The 17,585-nt window shown below is 57.0% G+C and carries 14 protein-coding genes and 1 pseudogene; 10 read left to right on the top strand and 5 right to left on the bottom strand.

Translation table 11 applies throughout. The features are described from left to right. Positions 1-124: 124 nt before the first annotated feature. Together ACP7E0_RS27170 and ACP7E0_RS27165 are read right to left on the bottom strand one after the other, a co-directional pair. On the bottom strand, positions 125-496 hold the full coding sequence (locus ACP7E0_RS27170) for a nuclear transport factor 2 family protein (RefSeq protein ID WP_426129506.1): 372 nt from the start codon (positions 494-496) through the stop codon (positions 125-127). Positions 497-1,280: 784 nt separating this feature from the next. Continuing rightward, positions 1,281-1,649: an NUDIX domain-containing protein gene (locus tag ACP7E0_RS27165; RefSeq protein WP_426129504.1), complete on the bottom strand. Its 369-nt coding sequence runs from the start codon at positions 1,647-1,649 to the stop codon at positions 1,281-1,283. A gap of 303 nt (positions 1,650-1,952) precedes the next feature. Here ACP7E0_RS27165 and ACP7E0_RS27160 point away from each other — a divergent pair, with 303 nt between their 5' ends. Then, positions 1,953-3,398 (top strand): CHAD domain-containing protein, encoded by a 1,446-nt coding sequence (locus ACP7E0_RS27160; protein WP_426129503.1) that lies wholly within the window; start codon positions 1,953-1,955, stop codon positions 3,396-3,398. 546 nt (positions 3,399-3,944) lie between these two features. Here the strand turns inward: ACP7E0_RS27160 and ACP7E0_RS27155 are convergent. Together ACP7E0_RS27155 and ACP7E0_RS27150 are read right to left on the bottom strand one after the other, a co-directional pair. Next, positions 3,945-7,055 carry an efflux RND transporter permease subunit gene (locus tag ACP7E0_RS27155; RefSeq protein ID WP_426129502.1) on the bottom strand — a complete coding sequence of 1,037 codons (3,111 nt, stop codon included), beginning with the start codon at positions 7,053-7,055 and terminating at the stop codon, positions 3,945-3,947. Further along, a complete protein-coding gene (locus tag ACP7E0_RS27150; protein WP_426129545.1) occupies positions 7,052-8,164 on the bottom strand; it encodes an efflux RND transporter periplasmic adaptor subunit in 1,113 nt (370 codons plus the stop codon). The genes ACP7E0_RS27155 and ACP7E0_RS27150 overlap by 4 nt, the downstream gene beginning before the upstream one ends. 98 nt (positions 8,165-8,262) lie before the next feature. Between ACP7E0_RS27150 and ACP7E0_RS27145 the strand changes: the two genes are divergently transcribed. The 9 genes and pseudogenes from ACP7E0_RS27145 (at position 8,263) to ACP7E0_RS27105 (ending at position 15,136) form a co-directional block, all read left to right on the top strand. Continuing rightward, a complete protein-coding gene (locus ACP7E0_RS27145; protein ID WP_426129500.1) occupies positions 8,263-8,883 on the top strand; it encodes a TetR/AcrR family transcriptional regulator in 621 nt (206 codons plus the stop codon). 149 nt (positions 8,884-9,032) lie between these two features. Then, a pseudogene (locus ACP7E0_RS27140) lies at positions 9,033-9,137 on the top strand (beta-ketoacyl synthase N-terminal-like domain-containing protein); the annotation flags it as partial. Positions 9,138-9,371: 234 nt separating this feature from the next. Further along, entirely contained in the window at positions 9,372-9,746 is a 375-nt protein-coding gene (locus ACP7E0_RS27135; RefSeq protein WP_426129543.1) for a hypothetical protein, read from the top strand. Further along, positions 9,747-10,163, top strand: a complete 417-nt coding sequence (locus tag ACP7E0_RS27130) for a hypothetical protein (RefSeq protein ID WP_426129498.1) — start codon at positions 9,747-9,749, stop codon at positions 10,161-10,163. A 119-nt stretch (positions 10,164-10,282) separates the two neighbouring features. Continuing rightward, positions 10,283-12,253: a DUF3604 domain-containing protein gene (locus ACP7E0_RS27125; protein WP_426129497.1), complete on the top strand. Its 1,971-nt coding sequence runs from the start codon at positions 10,283-10,285 to the stop codon at positions 12,251-12,253. Positions 12,254-12,304: 51 nt separating this feature from the next. Then, on the top strand, positions 12,305-13,192 hold the full coding sequence (locus ACP7E0_RS27120; RefSeq protein ID WP_426129496.1) for a peptidyl-prolyl cis-trans isomerase: 888 nt from the start codon (positions 12,305-12,307) through the stop codon (positions 13,190-13,192). Then, a complete protein-coding gene (locus ACP7E0_RS27115; RefSeq protein WP_426129494.1) occupies positions 13,189-14,172 on the top strand; it encodes a HupE/UreJ family protein in 984 nt (327 codons plus the stop codon). Before ACP7E0_RS27120 ends, ACP7E0_RS27115 begins: the two co-directional genes overlap by 4 nt. 21 nt (positions 14,173-14,193) lie before the next feature. Beyond that, positions 14,194-14,679: a hypothetical protein gene (locus ACP7E0_RS27110; protein WP_426129492.1), complete on the top strand. Its 486-nt coding sequence runs from the start codon at positions 14,194-14,196 to the stop codon at positions 14,677-14,679. A 94-nt stretch (positions 14,680-14,773) separates the two neighbouring features. Beyond that, positions 14,774-15,136 carry a hypothetical protein gene (locus ACP7E0_RS27105; protein ID WP_426129490.1) on the top strand — a complete coding sequence of 121 codons (363 nt, stop codon included), beginning with the start codon at positions 14,774-14,776 and terminating at the stop codon, positions 15,134-15,136. A 627-nt stretch (positions 15,137-15,763) separates the two neighbouring features. On the opposite strand, the gene ACP7E0_RS27100 is transcribed toward ACP7E0_RS27105, so the two are convergent. Beyond that, entirely contained in the window at positions 15,764-17,341 is a 1,578-nt protein-coding gene (locus ACP7E0_RS27100; RefSeq protein ID WP_426129488.1) for a putative bifunctional diguanylate cyclase/phosphodiesterase, read from the bottom strand. Positions 17,342-17,585 lie beyond the last annotated feature (244 nt).

Raw genomic sequence — 17,585 nt, 5'->3', positions numbered from 1 at the left:
AAATGGGTAGTTTGGACGACCGGAATGCGGGCGCGAAGCGGAAATCATTTCCGATGTGGGGCAGGAAGCTGACCGACGGCTCAAAGCTGAGGCACTTCAAGAGCGTCCACATCTGGTCTTGTAGCTACTCGACGATCTTCCAATAGGAATCTTTGCGGATCACCTGGCCATTCCGAAATGTATAGAGATCGCAACCCTGGACTTCCGTCTTTGTCCCGTTGACCGACGTACCCATGAGGGTCCATCTCGATATCCCAGTTCCGGATGCTTCATCAACGAAGTGCTCAGCATTGTTGTAGGCAACGTCAGGCAGGCCCTGAAAGCGCGACGCCAGAGCCTCTCGCACCTTGGTCTTGCCTTCGAAGCGAGACCCCCATGGATCGTGTCCGCGTGGCATGTCCAATATGCAGTCTTCAGCGAAGTAGGTCATGATCAGATCGAGATCATGTGCGTTGAAGGCATCGCACAGATCCCTCAGTCGCCGACGCAAGTCCATCACGATCTCCATCAATAGGGAAAGCGCGCTCGCGAACCTACCATGTTTCCTCCCGTTCTGCAGGAGGTGCATTGTTGCGCGGGCGATTGCTCAAGCCCCTACTTGAGAAGATGCGTCGGAGCTGCCCAGACACACCGCCTCGATGCTCGCCAGTTCCTCAAGTGGCGCAAAAGTCTCCCAATAAATCGCGCAATCGCGTCTGCTCAACATCATCGAGCCGATAGCGCCTGCAAAATTCGCCGATATGCGTAACCCTCGAAAAAGTCGTGTGCGAACCTTCGTCGACCTCAAGGTACTGCATTTAATCCTCCCTGTTTCATGACCTGGGGATTATTACGGCTGTTTAGTACCTATCACGTCGCGCGCCAGAAACGGAGAACCTTGTGTGTAAGGTCGCCACTTTGTATTTCACCTTCGTTATAAAGGTCGAGAATTGTGTCGACGACCCGCTCGGCATCTGCCGATCGTCGGCTGATCGACATTCTCAAACAGATCTCATCGAAAACAGCGTGCAGGATTTCCGCATCTGACTTGGAGAGTGTATTGCCTCGGTGAACTAAAGACGCAATCACGATAGCCTCTTGGACATGGACCCGCCTTCCAAGGAAGAGACCCCCATAGTCGGCGGGCCTCAACAGTTGGACTGCGCTTGGGAGGAGCAATTCCTCCGCCAGTATGACTGCTTTCTGTGACGTTCGTTTTACATACGGCCGAAGAGCCCCTCCCGTTCGGCCCGACAGCTACAAAGATCAGCCGAAGAGCTCTGGTCTCATTCAATTCAATACTAATTCTCGCGATACCCGAGCGTCAGCGGAGAACTAGAACGTGCGCTCCAGCCGAACGAAGCCCCGGACCTGTTTCTGGGCGTCGTCGGGATCGATGTACTGAACGCTGGTCTTGGTCGCGAGATGTCGCGCGTGACGTCACCGCTGTCCTTTGTGTAAGTGTAGCTTCCAAATACGCTCTGAACCGCGGTGCCACTCACACCCGCCTCCTCGAAAGCCTCGCGCTTGGCAGCATGAGAGCTCTCGTTGGGTTCGATGTGACCCTTGGGAAACCCCCATCGACCATTCCTGGCTGCCCACGAGGAGTATGCGAAGTACGCCCGACTTCGTTCGCTTGATACAAATGGCCGCCGCCTGCCGAACCTCATCGTCTGTTTTTACCGGCATAAAATGCATGGTCGTCTGGTGCTGCTTGTGCGCTCTCCGAAAGGCCGCCAATAGTGTCATAGTGTTGCGGAAAGCATCAATCATACGGCAGTCACAGGCGCGAGACCCACCCAGCCGACGCCGCGCTCGCGTCGCTAAATCAGGCGGAAAAAACTGCATTGTCGTGGACGGCGTGGCGAGAAGTACGGCTTAAACTCTCGCAGCCATTGTCATCGTGGTGCGCATAAGATGAACCTTATAGAAGTGACGTGCGTTTCACTGCCGAGATCAGAAAGGTACGAACCATGACCGAAACGGAATTGAAGCTCGAAATACAGGCCGTGGACCTAGATGCCTTACTCGCATCAAAGCTCGTTGGGCAACAAGCCGGCGTCATCGAGCAGCATTCTGTCTACTTCGACACAAGCGACCAAAGCCTCCACGGTGCCGGATATACACTTCGCATCCGTCGTTCCGGCGGCGAGCGGGTGCAGACGGTGAAGGCCACTGGCCCCGGCGCGGCCTTGTTTGCTCGCAACGAATGGGAGACGCCGATCTCAAGCGACGTGCCTGTCCTTGATCATTCAAGCCCGGTTCTCAACGAGTTCGGCCCGATCGCGACCGAGCTTTCTCCCCAGTTTGAGATTTCGGTCCAGCGTCAGATTTGGAACCTGCAAGAGGACGGCTCTGCAATCGAAGCCGTAATTGACACCGGACTCGTCAGGTCGGGAGATCGCCAGACACCTATCCTTGAGATGGAACTTGAACTGGTGGATGGCGAGGCCCGTGATTTGTTCACCCTTGCTCGAAAGATCGGAGCCATCGCGCCTTTCAAATTCGGAGTGCTTTCAAAAGCCGAGCGCGGCTATCGGTTGCTGCAGGCGAAACTGACTGTGAACAAGGCCGAACCGATTGAACTTGAACGCGGCGCATCGGTCGCCGACGTCTTCCAGGCGGTTGCCGGATCGTGCTTCCGGCAATTCCGCTTGAATGAAACCGTATTGCTGGAGCGAAAGAATGTTGAAGCGCTTCATCAGGCGCGCGTCGCGCTAAGGCGTCTGCGATCGGCAATCTCGCTATTCAAGCCAATGTTTTCAGACGAGACCGGAAAACGACTATCGGGCGAGTTCCGGTGGCTCGCAGGGGTCCTTGGCGAAGCGCGCAACCTCGATGTGCTGCTCCCAAAGGCCGACGAGTTGAGACAAGAACTGGCCGGAGTAAGAACGGCAGCGTATGAGGATGTGATCGAAGCTCTCGGTTCGTTCCGTACACATGCGCTCATGCTGGACTTAAACGAATGGCTCTGGAGCGGAGCGTATCTCGACTATGCCGATGCGCTGGAAACGCCACGGACGTCCGCGACCGAGTTTGCATGCGAGGCATTGGACAAACTGCGCAAGAAACTGAAAAAGCAAGGGCGCAATCTAGCGGACGTGGACGATGAGCATCGGCATGAAGCGCGCAAGGATGCAAAGAAGCTGCGCTATGCCGCCGAGTTCTTCGGGTCGTTGTTTACCGACAAGTCAGGCGCTCGTCGATACAAGCGTTTCATTGCGGCAATGGAAAACCTTCAGGATCAGCTCGGGGCCTTGAACGACCTCGCCACAGGTCCGGACGTGCTTGACAAGCTCGGGCTCCGTGGTCATCCGGAGGCTGACCAGCTAATTTCGCACGCCGACAAGGCTTCGCTCATCCGCAAGGCCCAGGACGCGCTCAACGATGTTCTCGATGCAAAGCGCTTCTGGAAATGACCGGACAGTTTCATACAGAGGCGGGCGACCCGTCGGCTGGTGGATGAAATCAGGCTTTCACATAAATTAGCGATGTTGCATCGAGAATATCGTCGCGAGGGAGGTCGCTTCCGGGCGACTGGTTCAGGTCATCGACGACTGGGCGCCGATTTTTCCCGGCTACTATCTCTATTTCCCGAGCAAGCGCCAGAACTCTCCCGCGTTCCAGGTGGGCGCGTCCCGGTCGTTGACCACTCTACTAGCAGACTGACGGCTTCCCGCGCGGCTCACCCCGAGGTGGATTGCCATGTCGTCCACTGACGTTTTTTGGTGTCCAATGCGGCGAAAGTGCTCTTCCGCCACATCCAGTATTCGCTCCCGGAAGAGACAGACATCGATCCCTGTAGGTGTCGGACTACCCATGTCATCTCCACTCAAGCTTTCTTTTTCAATGTCTCGACCACATCCCCACGCTTCCCCGATTTTCACCATGTTCCTGGTCTTCACGACCTCTTGTTGAATTGAGATCCGCCGCTAAAATGGATGGGGAGTCTTGATCACGGGCCGCTACTCCGCCGCAATCGCCCTTGAAGGTTCGTGTGCGTAAGTCACTTCCCGAAGACCACTTTCCTTCGGGGGCTTGATCCGGAACCACACGGCATACAGGGCCGGAAGGAAGAGCAGGATCATCACGGTGCCCGCCGCCGTACCACCAATCAGCGTATAGGCCATCGATCCCCAGAAGACCGAGTGGGTCAAAGGTATGAAGGCCAGAACCGCTGCAAGTGCAGTGAGGATAACAGGGCGCGTCCGCTGCACTGTCGCTTCGATGACGGCGTGATAGTCATCGAGACCGGCGGCCTGATTTTCCTTGATCTGCTCTGTCAGGATCAGCGTGTTGCGCATGAGGATGCCTGCCAATCCTATCAATCCGAGAATGGCGTTGAAGCCGAACGGCTGATTGAACAGGAGCAAGGTCGGCACTACTCCGGCGAGGCCAAGCGGTGCAGTCAGCATCACCATCGTCATCGTCGACAGACTGCGAACCTGCAGGATGATGACGATCAACGTGGCCGCGATCATAAGCGGGAAGACTTGGACCAGCGCGACATTGGCCTTCAAGGACTCCTCGATGTTCCCGCCCATCTCGATGCGGTATCCCACGGGGAGCGATGCGATCAGCGGCTGGAGGGCCTTCATGACCTGCTGTGAAACCTCTGGGGGCTGCGTAGCCTCGTTGATATCGGACCTGATCGTGATCACTGGCATCCGATCGCGACGTTTCAGGATCGGCTCCTCGAAGCGGATCTCGGAATGGCCGATCTGATCGAGGGGAACCTGTCGGCCATTCCGGCTCATCAGCGAAAAGTCTGCCAGCCGTGATGGATCGAGGCGGTTCTCGCCCGCGCTTCGTGCGACGACAGGCACGTTGCGGATATTGTCGCGCACCTGCGTAACGGGGATCCCTGTGAGCAGCAACTGCATCTGCTGGGCCGCTTCCGACGGTGAAAGGCCGATCAGATTGAGCCGCTCCTGATCGGGGACAAATCGCAGCACCGGGGTGCGATTGCCCCAATCCCGGTTGGCTTGTCGAACATCAGGCACACCCTTCATGATTGCCAGAATTTGCTCGGAAATCTTGTAGAGTTCATCCTGATCAGGCCCCATGATCCGGAACTCGACCGGGAACGGCGTGTAGGGCCCGAATACAAGCTGCGTTACACGGACAGATGCTTCAGGAACAAGCCCTTCCGAAATGGCGGCGCGAAGGCGGTGCTTCAAATCCTCCCGTGCATGTGCATCGGCCGTCAATACAACGACCTTGGCGAAGGCAGGGTCAGGCAATTCAGGCGCCATGGCGAAGAAGAAGCGCGGCGCACCCTGTCCTACATAGCTCGTGACGATTTTGGTTTCCGGCTGGGTTTGCAGCCAGTCTTCGACTTTCTCCACTGCGCCCGTCGTGGTTTCGATGCTTGTACCCTCAGGCATGCGAACTTCGACCAGCACCTCTGGCCGGTCCGATGTGGGGAAGAACTGCTGTTTTACGCCGCCCATCCCGACGACCGAGACAGCCATGGTGATACCGACCACGGCGCAGGTCATGAATTTATGGCGAACCGCAAACTCGACGAGCGAGCGCAGGCGACGGTAGTTCGGCGTATCATAGATGGCGTGGTGTCCGCCCTCGACCGGCTTGATGTCAGGCAGCATTTTCACGCCAAGATAGGGAGTAAAGGTCACCGCGACGATCCATGAAACGATCAGGGCGAAGCCCACGACCCAGAAGATGTTGCCGGCATATTCGCCTGCGGTCGACTTGGCGAAACCAACGGGCATCAGCCCGATGATTGTGACGAGTGTGCCGGACAGCATCGGTGCCGCCGTATGGCTCCAGGCATAAGCGGCCGCCTTGATGCGGTCCATGCCCTCCTCCATCTTCACCACCATGACCTCAATTGCAATGATGGCGTCGTCGACGAGAAGGCCTAGCGCGAGGATCAGCGCGCCGAGCGTGATGCGGTCGAAGAACCTGCCGGTTTCCAGCATGATCAGGAAGACGACGGCCAGCGTCAGCGGCACAGCAAGCGCAACCACAATGCCGACGCGCCAACCGAGTGCGACCAGGCTCACGAACAGCACGACACCGAGCGCCATGGCGAACTTGAGCATGAATTCACCGACCGCCTCGTCGATGTTGACGGCTTGATCGCTGACTTTGGTGAGCGTCATGCCCAGCGGCAGTGTCTGCGCGATCGCGGCGGACCGCGCCTCAAGCGCCTTGCCGAGCTCAAGGCCATTCCAACCCGATTGCATCACTGCACCCAGCATGATTGTCGGCTCGCCCTGATGGCGGATGATGTAGGTTGCGGGATCCTGATAACCGCGCCGCACCTCCGCCAGATCGGAGAGCTTTAGCGTCCGTCCGCCCGCCACGATCGGCGTATCAGCGATTGCCTGCACGCTGTTATAGGCGCCGTCGAAACGGATGAAGACCTGTGGCCCACGCGTGTCGATCGAGCCTGCCGGCGTGACCGTATTCTGTCTTTTCAAGGCTGCGGCGATATCTTGGGCCGATATTCCGAGCGTTGCCAGCTTTGCATAGGAAAATTCGACGAAGATCTGTTCGGGGCGTTCTCCGAGAATGTTGATTTTTTTGACCCCCGGCACATGCAGGAGATCCTGACGGATGACCTCCGCTTGTCGCACCAGGTCACGCATCGGCATCCCCTTCGCCTTCAGTGCGTAAAGGCCAAAGCTCACATCGGAGTATTCATCATTGACGAACGGGCCCATAACGCCAGGCGGGAGATTTCGGGCTTCGTCGCCGAGCTTTTTGCGAGCCTGATAGAACTCTTCTGCGACGGCGCTCGCCGGAGTATTATCCTTCAGTGTCACGGTGAGGAAGGCATAGCCTGGCCGCGTCGTTGTTTCGACACGGTCGTACCAGGTGAGCTCCTGAATGCGCTTCTCAAGGGGCTCGGCGACAAGATCCTGCATTTCACGCGCTGTGGCACCCGGCCAGACTGAAGTGACCGTCATGGTTTTGATAGTGAAGGAGGGATCCTCGGCGCGTCCCAGCTTGACGAAGGCGTAGACCCCCGCGGCCGCCAACAGAACGATGAAGAATAAGGTAACGGCGCGTTCGCGAACCGCTATGGCGGAAAGATTGAAGTTCATTTTTTCACCTCTTCCTGCACTGAGGTCCTGACTGCCGCGCCATTTTCAAGGAGATGCGCGCCCAGAGCGACAACCTGCTGACCAACGCCGATTCCGGTGACAAACGCGGTCTCTTCGCCGATCCGTTTGATCTCGATGGGGGAAAAGTTCACGGTCGACGTGGCGCCGTTGACAACCCACACGCCTGTCCGGGTACCGTCGTCCAGGATAGCACCGACTGGTACGGCAACCTCCGACTGCCGGTCCGCGTCCAGGATTTTGATCGTCACCGTCGAGCCGAGCGGAGCAGATGCGGCAGAGCCTTCAAGAACATAACGCGCGTCGTAAGTGCGAGTTTGCGGATCGGCGGCATCGGAGATCTGTCGCAAACGAGCTTTTCCGCTGAGACCGTCGCCACCGTAGACGTTGGCCTCGGCTTCGGACCCTATGTCGGGCCGCAGAGTCTCAGGGAGCCAGACAACAGCTTCACGCGGCCCAGACTGCGCGAGTTGAACGACCGTCTGGCCCGCAGCCACGACTTGTCCAGAATCCCCGAGAGTATCGACGACCGTTCCATCCGAGTCTGCAAGAAGAACGGTATAGGTGGCAGCGTTTTCCGCGACCTTGGCATCGGCTTCAGCCGCGGCAAGTTGTGCCGAGGCCGTATCGAGAGCCGCCTTTGCCTGTTCATAACGCTGTTGAGTGGCAGCCAATCCATTTTTCACCAGCGTCGCATAGCGTTTCTCATCTGCCTCTGCCTGGGTCAGGACGGCACGCGCGGCGGTAACCGTATTGCGCTTTGCTGTCAGCGCGAGCTGGAGATCGGTTTCATCAATGCGCATCAGGGCCTGGCCTTGTCTCACCTGCTGTCCAACATCGACCATCCTCTGGACGATTTTCCCCGGAACCCGAAAACCGAGGTTGCTCTGTACCCGCGAAGCGACCGTGCCGGTAAACGACCGCTCCGCCGCTTCAGTCTTTGTCGCCTCTGCCACCCTTACCAGTGGTGAAGCAGTCCTTGGGTCTGCAGCCTCGGCTTCCTGTTTCGGTGATTCGAAAACCAGGAAAAAGGCCGCCGCGCCCGCCGCTACCACGAGGCCAACGAAAGTCAGGACATGTTTGCGTTTCATTTTAAGTTCTCTTCTTGACCAGCGATCGGGATGATTTAGATTGCGATCTAACTCTATTTGAGATATAGATGTCAAATGAAATCTAAATGGAGATCATCATGAGAGTGAGCCGCGCACAGGCTGAAGAAAATCGGGAGACCGTGATCAACGTCGCGAGCCGTCTGTTTCGAGAGCATGGCTTCGATGGGATCGGCCTGAAGGATTTGATGAAGGGAGCCGGTCTGACGCAGGGTGGGTTTTACAAGCAGTTCTCTTCGAAGGACGACCTTGCGGCCTTGGCGTCGAGACGGGCGATGGAGAGTGCCACACGGAGATGGTCCGACGCGGCGACCAACAACGCAGATCCCCTTGAGGCAGTTATGAAGTTCTACCTCTCCTCGGACCATCGTGGAGAAAAGGCTGAAGGGTGCCCCTTGGTGGCGCTGGGATCAGACGCCGCTCGGCAGAGTAACGAGGTCAGGCGTCCATTTGCGGATGGTATCCGCGCTCACTTCGAAGTCCTGGATGAACTGATGGACAACGCCAAGAGCTCCAATCCCAGCGGCAAGGCAATGGCGATACTGTCTCTCATGGTGGGTGCTGTCACGCTATCCCGCATCATGGAGGACGAGGACTTGTCGCAAAGCATCCTCGACGCAGCGGCTGGCGAAGTCAGACGCATTGCGCGCGATGATGGTGTTCCCAGGGGCCAGGCCAGGTCCGATGAGCGGGACGGATAAGGGCTAGGTTTAGCGTCAGCTCCGATTGGACGTGAGCCTCCTTAAAGCTCCTGCATAAACCGCATGTTTTGAGGACGGGTCCTGACCGGATCGTCGGTCGGGAGGTTGAAGGCATGCCTATTTTTACAGTGAAGACAGGTGGAAAACAGATGCGTCGTATTGTTGTCACAGGGATGGGAGCTGTCAGCCCCCTTGGAGCGAAGGTCGGGATATCCTGGTCGCGCCTTCTCGCGGGTCAGAGCGGTAATCAAAGACGTAGACAAAGCGATGCACCTTTCGCTACGTTCACTTCGCGGCCAATCTATTATATTTTTTTTCGTTTTTTATGGTCCGCAAGTACTGCTATTCTCCATCAAATTTCTCGAAGCCCCAGTTTTTGGCAAGGCAATGTAACGTACAGTAACACACCCTCCAGGCTGCTTGAACCCATAACAACGGCGGCCGGTGAGCGTACTGCATACCAGCCCCTTCTAACAGGATGGGAAACAATGAACCCGGTGAAACACTTCAAAAACGCAGTGACCGTTACTGCCCTTCTCATGATGGTGGCGACGCCTATCCTTACCGCATCGCCTGCGGAAGCCCGACGTGTCGCCGCAGGATGCGGAACACGGGGTTGCGCCGCAGTGGGACGGAATGGTGCTGTCGCGGTGCGGCGCGCCCCAGTCGCCCGTGGCGTTGTGGTCGTCAACCCCCGTCGCTATTGGCGTGCAGGCGGTGCGATCGCGGCAGGCGCGGCTGTCGGTTTTGTGGCGGGGGCGGCCGCGGTGTCACTGGCTGGAACACCTCCAAAGCCCGGTTACTGCTGGTACTATACATCTCCGAACAAGACCACGGGCTTCTGGGATATCTGCCCTAAGTAGATGAACGCCGAGGAGGATAGGCATTTGACCAACAGAGGACTTCTTTCGGTGACGGGTGTGGTTGAATCGGTAACTGGGGTACTGTTGCTCGCTATTCCGGCGATTATGGTCCAATTGCTTCTCGGTGATGCGTCCTTGAACCCAGGCGGCGTGGTCGCTTGCCGCATCGCTGGGGCGGCCTTGGTCGCATTGGGAATTGCTTGTTGGCGCGGCGAAGCGGGTGGAGCACGCGGGGCCGATCGGGGCCTGGTCGGTGCCATCCTTTTTTACAACATCGCCGTGATCTGCGTTCTCATTGCTGGCTGGATAGCTTCGGGCATTGCCGGCATTGGATTTTGGCCCGTTATCCTAACCCATGCGGTATTGGGCAGTTGGTGTCTGGTCGCCCTCGTGAGGCCCGTGCCAGGAGTGACGTAAAGCCAGGAATATTAGATATTATTTAAATGCAGGTCCCGTTGCCGCAACCGTTCGGGTGTGCTGAATTGCAGTATCCGTCGGCGGCAGGGCATTAAACCAAATACAACAGGGAGCGTCAGATGCGCAAAGTAGCAGTGCAGTTTGGTGGAGTGCTTGGAATCTTAGCGGCCGGAGGCCTGGTTGTTCTGGGTAGCCCCAGTCGGGCGTTGGCGCAGGAGCCTGTCCGCACCGACGTCGGCGACATAGACGCTACCACTGGCATAGACGTGTTTCCCAAGAAACGTCCCTACTCCCCATGGGCAGGTCGGAACTTTCCGATGCGACCGCTGTTCGGCGACACACACCTACACACGGCGCTGTCGTTCGACGCTGGAGCCGGAGGCGCAAGGATCGGGCCGCGGGAAGCCTATCGTTTCGCCAAGGGAGAGGAGATCACCGCCTCGAGCGGCCAGCCTGTCAAACTATCGCGTCCGCTGGACTTCCTCGTTATCGCCGACCACTCGGATAACCTGGGATTCTTCTCCGATTTCCTGGCGGGCAAACCGGAAATCCTCCAGAACAAGGAAGCCAAGGTCTGGTACGAGAAGATACAGAATGGCCAGGGGGCCGAAGCGGCCTACGACATCGTCATGTCGTTCTCCCAAGGGAAGTTTCCGAAGGACATCTATTATGGTCCAGGTTTACCTGCTTACAGGTCCACGTGGCAAAGCATCATCGATGCGGCCGAGGAGGCGAACGATCCCCGTCGCTTTACCGCCCTAATGGGCTACGAGTGGACGTCGCTCGCGAAGGGCAACAATCTTCATCGGAACGTGATCTTCCGGGACAATGGCGACAAGGTCGGGATGATCGAGCCTTTTACCACGCAGCCTCCACTCGGCAGTAACGACCCTCGTGACCTCTGGAAGTGGCTGGCGAACTACGAGGACAAGACGGGTGGCCAAGCATTGGCGATCGCCCACAACGGCAACCTTAGCAACGGCACGATGTTCCCCATCGTCGAGTCGTTCACCGGAAAGCCGATCGACCGCGAGTATGCCGAACAGCGTGCCCGCTGGGAGGTTCTCTATGAAACGACACAGATGAAGGGCGACGGGGAGACACACCCCCTGCTCTCGCCGAATGATGAGTTCGCCAGTTTCGAGCGCTGGGACAAGGGGAACCTCGACCTCAGCGAAAAAAAGACGCCGGACATGCTGCAATACGAGTATTCGCGTTCGGCGTTTCAGACAGGGTTGAAGCTTGAAACCACGCTCGGGGTCAATCCCTACAAGTTCGGGCTGGTGGGCAGCACGGACTCGCATACGGGTCTCTCGACCGCTGACGACGACAATTTTTGGGGCAAGATAACCGCCAACGAACCCAATCCGACGCGAGCCGAACATCCGTTTATGCAGAACAAAGCACTCGGCCTCGCCATCACAGGCTGGGAACAAACGGCTTCCGGATACGCTGCCGTCTGGGCCCAGGAAAATACTCGTGCCTCGATCTTCGACGCGATGAAGCGCCGAGAGACCTATGCTACGACTGGGCCACGTATGGCCGTTCGCTTCTTTGGCGGGTTCGACTTCGAAGAAGCAGACGCAAAGGGCCGTAGCCCGGCCATCGCCGGATACACCAAGGGTGTGCCCATGGGCGGCGACATCGGTCCGGCAACCGACGGCAAGGCTCCGACGTTTCTTGTGGCGGCGCTCAAGGACCCGATCGGCGCTAACCTCGACCGCTACCAGATCATCAAGGGGTGGATCGATGCTCAAGGAGCAGTGCACGAGAAGGTTTATGACGTCGCCTGGTCGGACGATCGCAAACCAGGGACCGACGGCAAGCTTCCTTCGGTCGGCAATACTGTCGATGTCGCCAATGCGACCTGGACAAACACGATCGGAGCATCCGAGCTGATCGCTTACTGGAAGGACCCGGAGTTCGATCCAGCGCAGAAGGCCTTCTACTACGGGCGTGTCATCGAGATACCGACCCCCCGCTGGACTGCCTATGATGCCAAGTATTTTGGCGTGAAAATGGCACCAGAGGTACGCATGGAGACGACCGAGCGGGCCTATACGTCGCCCATTTGGTACAATCCTTCATGAGCAGCGGCGGCTAGAGCTGTTGTCAACTGCCCGAAGTGCAGGAGGTCGAAAATGACTGTCGTCCGTAAGATACTCGGCGAACCGCTCGTCCATTTTTTGTTGGCGGGCGGTGTGATCTTCGCTTCTTACTCGCTGATCGACCAGACGCCTGTCTCGCGTGACAGACGGTCAATTGAGGTCGGGCAAGGGCAGCTGTCTCAGTTGTTCGAGACTTTTTCGCGCACATGGCAGCGCCCGCCGACTAAGTTGGAACTCCAGGGTCTTGTCGACGGCTATGTCAAGGAAGAGGTCTTTTACCGGGAGGGGCAGGACATGGGCCTTGATCAGGATGACACGATCTTTCGCCGCCGGATGCAGCAGAAGCTGGAGTTTTTGCTAGAACCCAACGCAGAGGAACTTACGCCCCGGGACGGTGAGCTCGAAGCGTACTTCCGCGAACACGCTAAAAGGTACGAACAACCGACGAAGCTGGCATTTCAACAGATATTTTTCAAAAGTTCCCGCCCCGGAGACGAAGGCGAATTAGCGGCAAAAGAGGTACTCTCGAGACTTAGTGCTGGCTCCATCGATATTGATGCGGAGACCTTGGGAGACGCTTCGACGCTTCCGTCTGGCATGGACCTGACCGACGGAAAGGAAGTCGAGGCGGTGTTCGGCCGTGAATTCGTCGTCGGCGCTGCCTCGGGTACGGTAGGACAGTGGTCGGGACCGCTCCGGTCGTCCTATGGGACCCACCTGGTCTTCCTTGACCAGAGTGTTGCGCAGGCCGGCATCACGCTCACAGACGTGCGGGACAAGGTTCGGCTTGACTGGGAGAGTGACCGACGGAAGGAAATCACAGACAAGCGATACGCCGAAATGAAGGCCAGGTACGATGTCAAAGTCCTCTGGCCTGCCGAGCAAGCATCGTCCCTTGTCAGCGCTTCCGGTGTCGAATGATCAGGCTCGCACTCTTCGCGCTCGCGTGCCTTGCTTGGGCAGTTACAGCGCAAGCACACGAATTGCGGCCCGCATTCCTCCAGATCGATGAAACGGCTCGCGGCGGGCATTACGCGGTCACGTGGAAGGTGCCCGCCCGCGGGGAACTGAAGATGGCGCTCTACCCGCGTTTTCCGAGTATTTGCCGTCAACTTTCCGAACCCGCTGGAGGTCATGTTGAAACAGCCTATGTCACTCGCTGGCGCATGGTCTGCGAGGGTCGGCTGGCAAAACAATCGATCTCTGTAGATGGGTTGTCGTCTACATACACCGATGCTCTTGTCAGGATCGTCAACCTCGATGGAACCGTCCAGACAAGCCGCGTCACGCCGCAATCGCCCGAGATGATCGTCGTCGCCCAGCCAGGTGCTCTCGAAACAGCCCGCACCTATTTCGTTCTCGGGGTCGAACACATCATAACGGGCTTTGACCATCTGCTCTTTGTTCTCGCCCTTCTCCTTCTTATCCGAAACACGCGGTCATTGCTTTTGACGATCACCGCGTTTACGGCTGCTCACTCGGTGACCTTGGCGTTCTCCGCGCTTGGCATCGCATCGGCTCCGCAAGCGCCTATCGAGGCATTGATTGCCCTTAGCATCATGTTCGTCGCCGCCGAAATCCTGCGTGGCAACCAGGCCAACCTTTCCAACCGCTATCCATGGATAGTCAGCTTTCTATTCGGGCTTCTTCATGGCTTTGGATTCGGCGGTGCGCTCCGCGACATCGGGTTGCCACAGAAAGATGTGCCGCTGGCGTTACTGACCTTTAATATTGGCGTCGAGGCGGGCCAACTCGCCTTCGTTGGCGTTGTCCTCGCAGTCATGGCCAGCCTACGGGCGGCCTTGGCGCTTGAAGTTTCGCGACTGCGTCCGTGGCTCGCCTATTTCATCGGCACGGTCTCGGCGTTCTGGTTTGCCCAGCGTCTTGCGGGGTTCAGTTAAGCTGGCGAGGAGGACCAGGGAATGCGCTGGAGGTCAAGCGGATGGGCGTATGCGACGCTACTTGCCGGGCAAACCGCGGCGGCCTCTGCTCTGTTCGTAATCGTATTTCCGTTGTTCCGGCAAGTCGTGACGCATCTCGGAGAGCGGCAGGAACTAGACTTCTCTCAGCAAGTCCTCATTATAATCTTTGCGTCCGTACTGCACGGATTGTACTGGGTACGCTTCAAGTGGGTAGCCGTTGTCGCTCCGTTTCACAACATCTTCGCCGCGCATCTTTGTTCGTTTGCGAGCCGTGTAAGCTTCTTTTTTGGAGGCGCATTGTTCTCTGTCCTCTTCTTCAGGCACCTTCCTGAGATAGACGCCCTAATGCCCGTCGGCCAGACCTTCATAAGGACGGTGTACGTGCTGATGGTGCTATTCGGGCTCTTCTGTTATTCGCAGGAACTCGACCGCCTCGCCAAGGCCATAGAGGACCCGACGTCGAGCACTGGGCGTCAGGAACTTTGAACGGTCCGGGTCCTAGTCCTGAGCCATCGCTCGTTTTGAATCGGCGGTGCCTTGGTAGAGCGGGCGCATAATTCGGGTCGATGCGGATCGCCTCATGCATGTGCTCGCGCGCACCCTGTTCGTCACCGTTGCGCCAAGCCGCCCCTGCTCGGAGCCACGAAGTATAGGCGGAGAAAGTCGTCGTGGAAGTTCTTCCGCGCACGATGCCGGCGACCTCTTGAAGATTGAAAAACAAACGCCGGGTCGCCTCGACGATTTCATCTTGAACGGCGAAGATGTCCGCCATCTCGCGATCGAATTTCTCGGCGAAGACATGCGCGCCGGTCAGTGCATCGATCAACTATACCGGTGGCGCGGATGCGCTGGCCAGCCGGCCGAACGCTGCCTTCGAGCACGAAATCCGCACCGAGCTGTCGCCCAACCTCCGCCGCGTTTACCGATTGCCCTTTGTAGCTGAACGTGGTGTTCCGAGCTACGACGGAAAGATTCTTGAATCGGCTCAACTCGGTGCTGATGTCTTCCGTAATGCCGTCGGCGAAATAGTCCTGTTCCGTGTTTCCCGACATGTTTGTGAGGGGCAGAACGGCGACGGTGGTAAACTCCCTAACGCGATAAAGTGTTTCATTGAGGAGTGCAGGGCCGTCTCCATTCTAAAGGTCCTGACTGGCGCAACGACGTTCTTGAGCTGCACCAGTCCGAGGTCCTTCATCGTTATTGAGATTTTGCCTCGAACTCATTGTGGACCTTTTCGGACAGGCAGATGCCGCCCGGCTCAGCAAGCGCTTCCAGCCGGGCTGCAATATAGACCCCCTCGCCATAGATATCTGAGCCTACACCGATCACATCGCGGATATTGATGCCAATCCGGAGTACGATCTGAAGGGGTTCTGGAATGGTCGATGTTCGCCTCTGCCATCTTCCGCTAAAACTCGACCGCCGCCTCGACGGCGTTGATCGCGCTGGTAGATGTCGGTCGGAGAGGCGTTTTCATAGAGCTTATCCTGTCGAGATCTTTGCCTGCCCTGTGGTTGGGCATGGGTCCAAACGCAAAACCTTTGTTCCGCGCCGCCATTGAGCCTTCAACTCATGAATGCGCCGAAACGATTGTGGATGTGTGTAACATCCGGTCGCGACTTTCAAGGAAGCTCACCGTCTCCGACGCCGGCATCGCTTTGCCGAAGAGGTACCCTTGGCCGATATCACAGCCTTCTTGCAGAAAGTAGGCCAACTGGGCGTTATCCTCAATTCCTTCGACTGTCGTCTTTATTTCAAGGCCCTTGCTGAGGTTCAGGAGTGCCTGGACGATTTTGTCGTGTCGGTCGCCCTTTTTACGAAGTGACGAGACGAAACTTTTGTCAATCTTGATCTTGTCGAATTTGTACCGAGCCAGCTGTGCCAGGCTGGAATATCCGGTACCAAAGTCGTCAAGCGCGACTTGGATACCAGCATTGTGCAGATCGTCGATGATTGAGGCAGCAAGCTCCGGATCCTCAATCAAGGCATTTTCAGTGATCTCCACTTCCAAACGTGCCGGCGGAAGACCCGCGGTCTTCAGAATTTCCAGAATTCGAGAGGTTAGCAGTCGGTCCTCCATTTGGACGGGTGACAAATTGAAGGCGAGAACGATCTCCTCCGGCCACAGCTTTGAATCTTCGCAGGCTGTCGCAAGCAACTGCTGAAACAAGGTGGTAATCAGACCAGTCTCCTCAGCGATTGTTATGAAAATTAGCGGCGAAACATTAGAGCCGTCTTCTTCCGTCCAGCGAGCCAGCGCTTCGAATCCGCAAACGGCGCCGGAGCGAAGATCAATGAGAGGCTGATAAAAAGGCTTGATGCGGCCTGCATCAATAGCGTCTCGCAGCTGACCCTCGAGCTTTGCGCGTGCTAAAACCTTCTGCTGCATGTCCTCGTGAAACGCCAAGGACGTGTTGGCGCCTTTGCTCTTGGCCTCATAAAGGGCGATATCGGACTTGTGGCAAACATCCTGCAATAGATCGCCATGCTCCGGCCAGCGCGCATATCCAATGCTTGCACCCACCTGACACCAGATCACACCCACTTGGATTGGGCGGGTGAGGGAATGAATGATCAAATTGCCAAAACGGCCTGACTTTTCAGGCGCCAATCCTCTGGCGACGACGATGAACTCGTCGCCACCAAAACGGAAAACACAACCCTCGTCGGCAAATGCTGCCAAGCGTTTCGAGACATCCCGCAACAACTGGTCTCCGCCCTGATGCCCGACCAGGTCATTGACCTTCTTGAACCCGTCTAGGTCAATCGAAAAAATAGTTGCCATCGGTTGATGGTCGTCGTCCTCATTCAGCAGAGGCTGCAAAATTTCGAAGTTTTCGAACGCGTATCGGTTTGGTAGCCCAGTTAAGTGATCATGTGTGGCGATCCAATGGGACCGTCGGGCATGCTGGTGCTGTCGGTGCATCTCTTTGCGCAGATCAAAGATGCGGAGCAGCGAATAAACAAAACTCGCAAGACCAAAGATAAAGATGCTGAGGACCCAGGCGTCGATCGTATCGACAGACAGAGTCTTAAAGGCGCTGAATATCTGGAGGTGCCAGACGTATCCAACGCTCCACAGAACCAGCGCACCCGCGGTCAACGCAAGGAGTTGCTTTCCCGCTCTGCTCTCGAAAAACTCAGGCACCAAACTTCCTCCATGACCAGACGTCAAAATGATAAGCTGTGATTGTGAAGTTGCGAGGAACGGCGCAGTCTGCCAATCGCTGAGAGCCGCAAGTCGAATTGCGTTTCGAAGTTCCCTTAAAAAGGGCTGGCTGCAGCATACATTTGCGTAGAATTATTAAGTTTATGACAATAAGCTCAACGATAGGTTGATTTCTTTAGCGGACAATTCAAGTGACAAATCGTAGCCCCGGCGATCCCCGAAG

This window comes from Pararhizobium sp. PWRC1-1 (genome assembly GCF_049897905.1).
In the GTDB taxonomy this organism is placed as follows: Bacteria; Pseudomonadota; Alphaproteobacteria; order Rhizobiales; family Rhizobiaceae; genus Pararhizobium.
This window is presented reverse-complemented; position numbering and strand designations above follow the sequence as displayed.

Excerpts from the sequence above, each read along its gene's own strand:
- ACP7E0_RS27155 (WP_426129502.1), bottom strand. The coding sequence starts at position 7,055 with ATGAACTTCAATCTTTCCGCCATAGCGGTTCGCGAACGCGCCGTTACC.
- ACP7E0_RS27165 (WP_426129504.1), bottom strand. The coding sequence starts at position 1,649 with ATGAGGTTCGGCAGGCGGCGGCCATTTGTATCAAGCGAACGAAGTCGG.
- ACP7E0_RS27150 (WP_426129545.1), bottom strand. The coding sequence starts at position 8,164 with ATGAAACGCAAACATGTCCTGACTTTCGTTGGCCTCGTGGTAGCGGCG.
- ACP7E0_RS27105 (WP_426129490.1), top strand. The coding sequence starts at position 14,774 with ATGCATGTGCTCGCGCGCACCCTGTTCGTCACCGTTGCGCCAAGCCGC.
- ACP7E0_RS27125 (WP_426129497.1), top strand. The coding sequence starts at position 10,283 with ATGCGCAAAGTAGCAGTGCAGTTTGGTGGAGTGCTTGGAATCTTAGCG.
- ACP7E0_RS27170 (WP_426129506.1), bottom strand. The coding sequence starts at position 496 with ATGGACTTGCGTCGGCGACTGAGGGATCTGTGCGATGCCTTCAACGCA.
- ACP7E0_RS27110 (WP_426129492.1), top strand. The coding sequence starts at position 14,194 with ATGCGCTGGAGGTCAAGCGGATGGGCGTATGCGACGCTACTTGCCGGG.
- ACP7E0_RS27130 (WP_426129498.1), top strand. The coding sequence starts at position 9,747 with ATGAACGCCGAGGAGGATAGGCATTTGACCAACAGAGGACTTCTTTCG.
- ACP7E0_RS27135 (WP_426129543.1), top strand. The coding sequence starts at position 9,372 with ATGAACCCGGTGAAACACTTCAAAAACGCAGTGACCGTTACTGCCCTT.
- ACP7E0_RS27120 (WP_426129496.1), top strand. The coding sequence starts at position 12,305 with ATGACTGTCGTCCGTAAGATACTCGGCGAACCGCTCGTCCATTTTTTG.
- ACP7E0_RS27160 (WP_426129503.1), top strand. The coding sequence starts at position 1,953 with ATGACCGAAACGGAATTGAAGCTCGAAATACAGGCCGTGGACCTAGAT.
- ACP7E0_RS27115 (WP_426129494.1), top strand. The coding sequence starts at position 13,189 with ATGATCAGGCTCGCACTCTTCGCGCTCGCGTGCCTTGCTTGGGCAGTT.
- ACP7E0_RS27145 (WP_426129500.1), top strand. The coding sequence starts at position 8,263 with ATGAGAGTGAGCCGCGCACAGGCTGAAGAAAATCGGGAGACCGTGATC.